Genomic DNA, 7,683 nt, shown 5'->3' on the forward strand with positions numbered 1-7,683 from the left:
CTAAATGACGTACCCTTGAGACCTCCCGGGGTAAGCGTAACCACTTTCCTCCCATATATCCGCCACATTTACTGCATAAACCTTCGGACCGTTTTGGGCTTTGTTTTGTTTTGCAAACTCACCCGATTTATACAGCCTCGAATGTGGTTCGTGTACCTCGGACCAGGATTTTGCCTCCGGCTTCCTTCAGATTCCACCTCACGATGGACACCCTTGCCTTTAGCTAGTGGTTGGCACGGTCAACCCCCACAGTGGACTTTCACCACCTAGTTGTTACGCATGCCCGGCACACAAATAAAGAGAACTCTCTATTTTAAAGAGAATTCTCTTTTTTGTTAGTATGAATAAGTATTATTGTATGCTTCATTTATAGCATTAATTAAATCATCTGAAAGTTCCTCCATTGATTTATTGAATATTTTTTCTAATTTAGGTTTATAATTACCTTTACCAATAGTCCTTAATACTTCTTTTATCTTTTCTATACCATACTCATTATATACATACATCCAAAATGCAAGTGCAGTATTTTGGGCTATACGATGTCTTCCTTCTGCCCTACCCCAAGAACGAGGTTTCCCTAAATATTTATCTACTGCTTCATCTAATGTTACAAAATCATTGCCTACTGATTTTTTTATTCCTATTAAAGTTCGTGTATAGTCTGATTCTATATCCCACATATCTGTTTTTCCATCATATACATTTTTTACATATAAAGAAGGTAATAATTTCGCTAGAGCCTCATCAACGAATGACGACCACTTATCATCAGCCCATGACCAATTATTGTTTACATGCTTAAAAAAGTTATGATGCATTTCATGCACTAATTCAGCAATGTTATTACCACCATCATCATTATTAGGTTCAATCCAAACAAAAGTTACATTTTCTTTTCTTCTTATATCACCTTCTTTTAGATTTTCGGCATCTTTTTCGTGTATTAAATGTACTTCAACAGGTGCTTGTTGTCCATATAACTCAACTAAATAAATATATGCAGTATCCATGTATGGTTTCAATAATTCTGCTACTTCTTTAGCCTTATCATCATCTGGATAGTATAAATCAAAGTATTTACCTTCCATTTTCTTTAGCCCAGTTCTCCTTTTATTCGGTTTTTTTCTAAATTCCAGTATTTCTTTATCTACTGGAGTGTTTTCTACTAATTGTTTTAATTTTTCCAATGAAAAAGGATTTATTTTCGCTGATGATGTAATAATCACAGTTTTAGTTTCTCCATCCCATTCTACTTTTGCCCCAAGACTTTCTGCTATAAATCTGACTGGTACTAATGTTCTTCCATTTATTATAGTTGCTGGTACATCTAATTCAATTTCATCATCATTCTTTTTTGCCTTTTTATTTCCTATAGGTAACTTTATTTGAAGATTATCTTTTTGTCCTATTACAGTTCTAGTTTGTCCATCCCATATTACTTTAAGTCCTAAAGACTCAAAAATTGCTCTTACTGGTACTAATGTTCTTCCATTAATTATAGTTGGTGGTACATCAAACTCTAATAATTTGCCATTGATAGATACTTTAATTGGCTGTTCATCTGCTATTACCATTAATGGACTTGCAATATTCATTAATAAGATAATAACTAGAAATATACTTATTCTTCTCATAGCAACCTATCTCTCCTTTTCATCTATCTGTCCATGAGTATATTTTCTCTATGAACTAATAATCTCCTGCTAAATATTACTAATTATGTATGCTAATTTTTAGTCGAATAAATAATAGTATCTCCGATTTTCTTATTTCAGAAAATCGGAGTGTTTAGAAATTTACAGTAGTTAGATATAATTAGTACTCATTGTTATTAATTTTTAAATTTACTTGTTTGTTTAAATCAACATTTTTTATGATACTCTATATTTATTCGAATAACTTTGGCTTCCTGTTCATCCACTTAAGAAATACAATACTTATTATAATCATTGCTATACTTCCAATAGTTTCAGAGTTTTGGAATACTGCACTTCCTACTGTAGCCATTAGAAATAAATATAATATTCCCTTTCCCCATTGAAATTTGAAAAAAGCTACCGCTAATGTTATCATACAAAGCCCCATCATTATCTCTGGTAGTGGCATTATCTAAACTCCTTCCTATATCTTTTATTACTTGTCTTATGTTTTATTAGACGTAAATATATAATTTATTAATTACCTAATAGTTCATCCATCAATTCATCTGCTCTTTTGCTTCTTTCATACTCTACTAGCTTTAATGCTGGTACTGTATGATAAACTCCATATATGTCTTCATATGTGAAGTTTTCCATTACTCTACCATATATTTTTACATAGTCATCTTGAAGAATGTCTACACTTGTATCTGAAAAAACAGCTATTATTTTACTTTCAAGATTATCAATATAGTTTAGGTCATCATTATATTGGTTGTATAAATCTATGAATGAATTCATAAATGAACTTATATCTATCAATAATATGGTTTTTCCATCTTCATTTTCAACTGCCTGTATTACTGTTCCTTCGAAGTAGTCAGGAACATTTAAGTATTTAGAAGAATTTTTCATTAGTTCATTGTAACTCGGTCCATTTAAAGCCTGTTTTTTGAAATCGTTTTCTTCTTTTTTTGCTTCTTCTTCAATATCCTTTTCAATATCTACTTCATATTTTTCTCCATTAGCTTTTGTTACAACTCCTTTAATCATTTCTCCATCTGCAAATTCTCCTTCGTAAACATCTCCATTGGCAAATGTATATTTCCCTTTACCATATATCCTTCCTTCATGCCAATTACCTTCATATACATCTCCATTAGCCCATATGTATTTGCCTTGTCCGCTTTTTTGTCCGTCAAACCAGTTGCCTTCGTATGTATCTCCATTATTCCATACACATTTACCATATCCATTTGGTATTCCGTTTATTAATTCTCCTTCGTAGTATCCATCTTCAAAATCGATTCTTTGATACTTTTTTTCATTTGCCATGTTGATTATTACTGTTCTTGTCGCTCCATCCCATTTTACTTCTGCTCCTATTGATTCAGCTATGAATCTTACTGGAACAAAAGTTCTTGACTGTATTATCTGTGCTGGTACATCTAATTCTACTTCTGTTTCTATATTTTCTTCATCTTGAATCATAGCTGTTTTTGAACCTATTTGTATGCTTATTACAATACTTCCCTTGAATGCAAATACTGTTCTTGTTTCACTATCCCATTCTACTGATATACCCAATGCTTCAAATATTTTTCTTAATGGTACAAGAGTTCTTCCATTTTTTATTACAGGCGGCTGTTCAAATTCAATTTCTTTTCCGTTTACTTTGACTTTAATAGGTTCTTCTTCTGCAAAAGCCTGTAATTGAAATATATTCCCCATTAAAACAATTAAAATCATCAATATACATGTAATGTTTATTAATCTATTTTTCCTCTTTGTGTTAGTCATCAAAATCCCCCTTGTCTTCCTATATGATTATGCTTTTATATGAAAACATTATAGATTTATACTACCTTTACCATCACAAACAGGACATTTACGTTTTTTAAATCCCCAACCTAAAACTGATGAAGCTAGAAATATAAAACCAAGTAAACCTGTACTTCCTTCCATAGTTCCAAATATAAAGAGCATTGGAGTAAGTACGAAAATCGTTATTATTATACTGATAGCAGCATATCTTTTCTTTATTTTCTTACCTCTTCCTTTACAAACTAAACAAACTGATTTTTGCACAGTATTTTCTTTATTTACTTCTACTGCAACTGTTTGTCCTTTTTCTACTTCCTTGTCTTTAGCAGTTTCTTCTGTTTCAATTTGATTTCCACATTTCAAGCAATATTTGCTGTCATCTGGAATTTCATTGCCACACTTGTTGCAAAACATCTTTGATAACCTCCCCTTCTGAATTGGATATTTTGTCTTTCATAGGGATAAAAATTATCATTTCAATTTAATCACCTCCTTGAAAATCTATTGTAAAAGTTCTATTGTCTTTTCTTTTAATTGTCAGGTTTCAAAAATACGGTACAATCTACATCAAGAGCCTTTGCTATTTTCATCAGAGTTTTTATTGATGGAGTTGTTCTTCCGACCTCTATATCCGATAAGTACGTATTTGAAATTCCTGCTTTGTTTGCAAGCTGACATTGTTTTAAACCTTTCTTGATTCTTTCTTCTCTTATCTTTTCTCCTATGTCCATTTTTTACCACCTCCAACCAAGTCTATTTTACGTTAATTCCGTAATCAGTACAACTTCGTTATTCATGATTTTTTATGATTTAAAAAGATTATGTCTAAATTCTGCCGTTTTCTGTATTATATTGCAGTTTTACGTATAAATCGAAATGTTTTTGTATATTTTTGTGATATACTTTAATTAATCCGTTATTTACGGAATTTCAAGGAGGAATATTTATGGTTGGAAAGCGTATTAAAAAGTTAAGAAAGGAAAGAGGACTATCATTAAAAGAGTTATCTAAAAGAACTGATATATCTATTTCTTTTTTAAGCGATATATGGAAGAAGCAACCCATCACTTGAAAGGTTAAAAGATATTGCCAAAGGTCTTAACACTACTGTCAGTTACTTACTTGGTGAAACAGATAATATTGAAATCAATTCTGAAATCAAAGAGCTTCTGTCTAATCCAGAATTTTTAAAGATTTTAGATGAACTTAAAGATTTTAATTCATGGTCTGATGAAGATAAAAGTGAGTTTCTTGCTTATATCAAAGCTAAAAGAATGATAAGAAATTCAAAATAACTATTCGACTAAATATTTCAATTGAAAAATCCCCTATCTATTTTCCTTTTTAGATAGCGGATTTTTAATCTCTCTTAGCTTTACATTTACCTATTATTCTTTTTATCATTCCTTTATTGTCCTTCTGAATTATCATAAGACATCTACCTTTAGTCTTTATTTCAATTAAATTTCTTCTCATAGTCTATGCCTCCTCGCTTATTTCATAAAGTAATGTTTCTGGTGCAATACTTATTGGCATTATTAAAGATATTCCAAATTCGTTATTACAAAGAATAAGAACATTAATCCAATCTTCTCCTTCTTCTACCTTAATTCTGTCTACATACTCTGGATATATTTCTTCATCAAGGTAAATATCAAATTCTTCTAGTTTCTCAATATCTTCTTCTGACTCAATTATTAGAACATATCCACCGTCTTCATTATCCACATCCCTGTTCTCTCCATAGTATGTATCTAGTGTAGCAGCTATTTCTCTTATTACTCCTAATACTTCTTTAGGTAAATCTTTAATATTTTCAACTTCTCGTTTATGTCCTATTTTTATCATTTTACTTCTTCCCCTTTCGTTTTATTTTTAAATCATCTTCTAAATTCATTTTTTCAAGTTTCCAACTATGTCTCACTTGTGGAGCCAATGGATGATAACCACCCCTTCCTTTTAAATCACAGATTGTATATAGCTTATCTTTGTATTTTTTTAGTAGATTAAATATTTCTTTTTGCCTTTCCTTAATCTTTTTATTGTTTTCTCCAATACTTCCCCAAGCTATTATTATATAGTCTGCCTTTGCTGCTGATTTTTCAATGTAATTGTCATTTTCTTTATCCACTAATTCTTCTATACTTTGCCTTGAACTTAATCTTATGTCTATTTTAGAAAACATATTTACTATATCTACAGAACCAAAATCAAGTTTTGACAGGTTATTTATTACATACATAGTTGTATGGTCTATAACCATACTATCTGCTGAACTTGGGTTAATCATAATTACCATTGCTTTTTTCTTTCTTTTGTCCCATTCTTTTTTTAGTAGGTATCTGTGTTTACCATCTTTTGAGAAATATGCTTCTGTTTTTATGGTAGTTTTTTGGGTTATGGGCATTGGTAGACCTCCTTTCAAAGTAAAACCTCCAACAGATTCATTATCCGTTGGAGGTTTTGTTATCCATTATTATGATATATGCTTATTTTTTTACTTCATACACTTTTATTTATCAATAATCCAATCTTTTAGTGTACCTAACTACTAACCTTCAAAAAACCGCCGTTACTTGTGGTACGGTTCACCGTATAACCTAACATGATAAACTACTCTTTTGTAATGCTTATATTTATCCATTTTTACCAAATCCATTTGTTGTATCAAAATTACTGCTTATAATAAAAGCAAAAAGCAGGTAAAAATACCTGCTTCAAGTATTAACAGCGTAAAAAATAGCATTATTCAGATTGCTTAACCTTATCTAATATAAAATTCTTAATTCTTTCAGCACTTTCTAATGCTTTTTTCATATCCTGTTCTTCCAACTCAATGCGAAACGGATATCTAACCTGAACTCCATAATCAACTAATTCTATACAATCATCTTCAATTTCTTGAAAATCCTTATCAAACTTCATACAAATTTTATTAAGAAGTGTTAAATCATGTGTTTTTATTATATTATCACCATTTAAAGCAATATATCCTTTTAAATATTTTTCTGCACTTTGCTGACAATGATAGCATATTATTTCTAAAGGAATTGGATACATCTGAAGAAGAAATTTTGCTGAATCTAAATCATTATCAGCAAAATCAAACCATTCATATGCAATATCTTTATTGTTCATATACACTAACCCCTTCATGAGCAATTTTATATTCCAAAGTAGATTCTAATACCGCTCTCTCATCAAATTCATCTTTATAGTAAACTATAATATCTACAGGCATAGTTGCAACCTTTGATATGGCTTTCCTAATAGTTTTTATCAAATCTCTTTTTCTTACATTCTTTTCATTTATAACAATACATAAATCTAAATCGCTCTCATCATTAGGGGTTCCATAGGCAAAAGAACCAAACAAATATATCTTGCTTGTTAAAACAACTGCCCTAATCTGGTTTATTATTTTATTAATTTCATTTCCCATTTGTTGTAGCATAATATCCACCTCCCCAAAAATTTGATATCTATATTATAATTATACTCTAAATAAACATTCCTAATCAAAAGGTTATACAAATCTACGCCCATTTATTTCTTGCTTATAGTATGTTTTACCTCTATATAAATCATATTATCAAAACATTTTGCCGTCGCCAATGCCGTCTTCGCCGCCATCTCGCCGTCATAATAACAACAATTAATCAAAAATAAACAAAGCCATTTGAAACCATACAGGTTGCAAATGGCTATTATTCAACATTTATTAAACTTAATAAAACCTACCTAAAACTAACTAAAATCCTTTTATCAAGATTTGAAGACCAGAGGCGACACCAGCCGCCATCTACCCCCAAGTAGTATCTTTTCCTTGACACTACTTCATTATAGCAGATTATTTTTTTATGTCAAGGTACATCTTTTTTTAAGTTTCCCCAAAATTAGATAACAAAACTGCTCAAATTGTGTAAATTCAAGACATCAAAGAGAGTTAGTTGTTGTGATTCTTTGGATTTACATTTTGAAATAAGGTTATTAATACCAGTAGTACTTTTTTGCAGAATATCATAAATTCCATCAGCTATTTGATAATAAACAAACTTAGCTTTACTATATATACTTTTAGCACATTGAAATATTTTTTTTATAAGAATACTGTCATTCTGATGTTCTGATAGTATACCAATAAAACCTATAACTATAGTGAGTAATAGATTTAGATTTCTAATTGAATCCATTTTTTGAACCCTTATGTCTTCAA

General features: G+C 30.4%; 11 protein-coding genes. 1 reads left to right on the plus strand and 10 read right to left on the minus strand.

Features of this window, described 5'->3' with window-relative positions; genetic code table 11:
* Positions 1–335: 335 nt before the first annotated feature.
* From BUB51_RS11280 to BUB51_RS11300, 5 genes are all read right to left on the minus strand, one after another.
* On the minus strand, positions 336–1,637 hold the full coding sequence (locus BUB51_RS11280; RefSeq protein ID WP_073197821.1) for a copper amine oxidase N-terminal domain-containing protein: 1,302 nt from the start codon (positions 1,635–1,637) through the stop codon (positions 336–338).
* Positions 1,638–1,890: 253 nt separating this feature from the next.
* Positions 1,891–2,109: a hypothetical protein gene (locus tag BUB51_RS11285; protein WP_073197822.1), complete on the minus strand. Its 219-nt coding sequence runs from the start codon at positions 2,107–2,109 to the stop codon at positions 1,891–1,893.
* 68 nt (positions 2,110–2,177) lie between these two features.
* On the minus strand, positions 2,178–3,443 hold the full coding sequence (locus BUB51_RS11290; protein WP_073197824.1) for a copper amine oxidase N-terminal domain-containing protein: 1,266 nt from the start codon (positions 3,441–3,443) through the stop codon (positions 2,178–2,180).
* Between the two features lie 48 nt (positions 3,444–3,491).
* The gene (locus BUB51_RS11295) at positions 3,492–3,881 is read right to left on the minus strand and encodes a zinc-ribbon domain-containing protein (protein WP_073197826.1); all 390 of its coding nucleotides are present in this window, start codon (positions 3,879–3,881) and stop codon (positions 3,492–3,494) included.
* Positions 3,882–3,997: 116 nt separating this feature from the next.
* Positions 3,998–4,198 carry a helix-turn-helix domain-containing protein gene (locus BUB51_RS11300; protein WP_073197828.1) on the minus strand — a complete coding sequence of 67 codons (201 nt, stop codon included), beginning with the start codon at positions 4,196–4,198 and terminating at the stop codon, positions 3,998–4,000.
* Between the two features lie 215 nt (positions 4,199–4,413).
* Here BUB51_RS11300 and BUB51_RS13480 point away from each other — a divergent pair, with 215 nt between their 5' ends.
* Positions 4,414–4,539 carry a helix-turn-helix domain-containing protein gene (locus BUB51_RS13480; RefSeq protein ID WP_242945586.1) on the plus strand — a complete coding sequence of 42 codons (126 nt, stop codon included), beginning with the start codon at positions 4,414–4,416 and terminating at the stop codon, positions 4,537–4,539.
* A 407-nt stretch (positions 4,540–4,946) separates the two neighbouring features.
* Here BUB51_RS13480 and BUB51_RS11310 read toward each other — a convergent pair whose 3' ends face one another.
* The 5 genes from BUB51_RS11310 to BUB51_RS13360 all read right to left on the minus strand — a co-directional run.
* Positions 4,947–5,315, minus strand: coding sequence for a hypothetical protein (locus BUB51_RS11310; RefSeq protein ID WP_073197829.1), 369 nt, complete (start codon positions 5,313–5,315; stop codon positions 4,947–4,949).
* A gap of 1 nt (position 5,316) precedes the next feature.
* Positions 5,317–5,874 (minus strand): DUF1643 domain-containing protein, encoded by a 558-nt coding sequence (locus BUB51_RS11315; protein WP_073197831.1) that lies wholly within the window; start codon positions 5,872–5,874, stop codon positions 5,317–5,319.
* Positions 5,875–6,212: 338 nt separating this feature from the next.
* Entirely contained in the window at positions 6,213–6,605 is a 393-nt protein-coding gene (locus tag BUB51_RS11320) for a HEPN domain-containing protein (protein WP_073197833.1), read from the minus strand.
* Positions 6,595–6,921 carry a nucleotidyltransferase domain-containing protein gene (locus tag BUB51_RS11325; RefSeq protein WP_073197835.1) on the minus strand — a complete coding sequence of 109 codons (327 nt, stop codon included), beginning with the start codon at positions 6,919–6,921 and terminating at the stop codon, positions 6,595–6,597. The genes BUB51_RS11320 and BUB51_RS11325 overlap by 11 nt, the downstream gene beginning before the upstream one ends.
* Before the next feature lie 442 nt (positions 6,922–7,363).
* The coding region (locus BUB51_RS13360) for a hypothetical protein (RefSeq protein WP_207647538.1) at positions 7,364–7,683 on the minus strand (320 nt) is incomplete at its 5' end.

This window comes from Caloranaerobacter azorensis DSM 13643 (genome assembly GCF_900129995.1).
In the GTDB taxonomy this organism is placed as follows: Bacteria; Bacillota; Clostridia; order Tissierellales; family Thermohalobacteraceae; genus Caloranaerobacter; species Caloranaerobacter azorensis.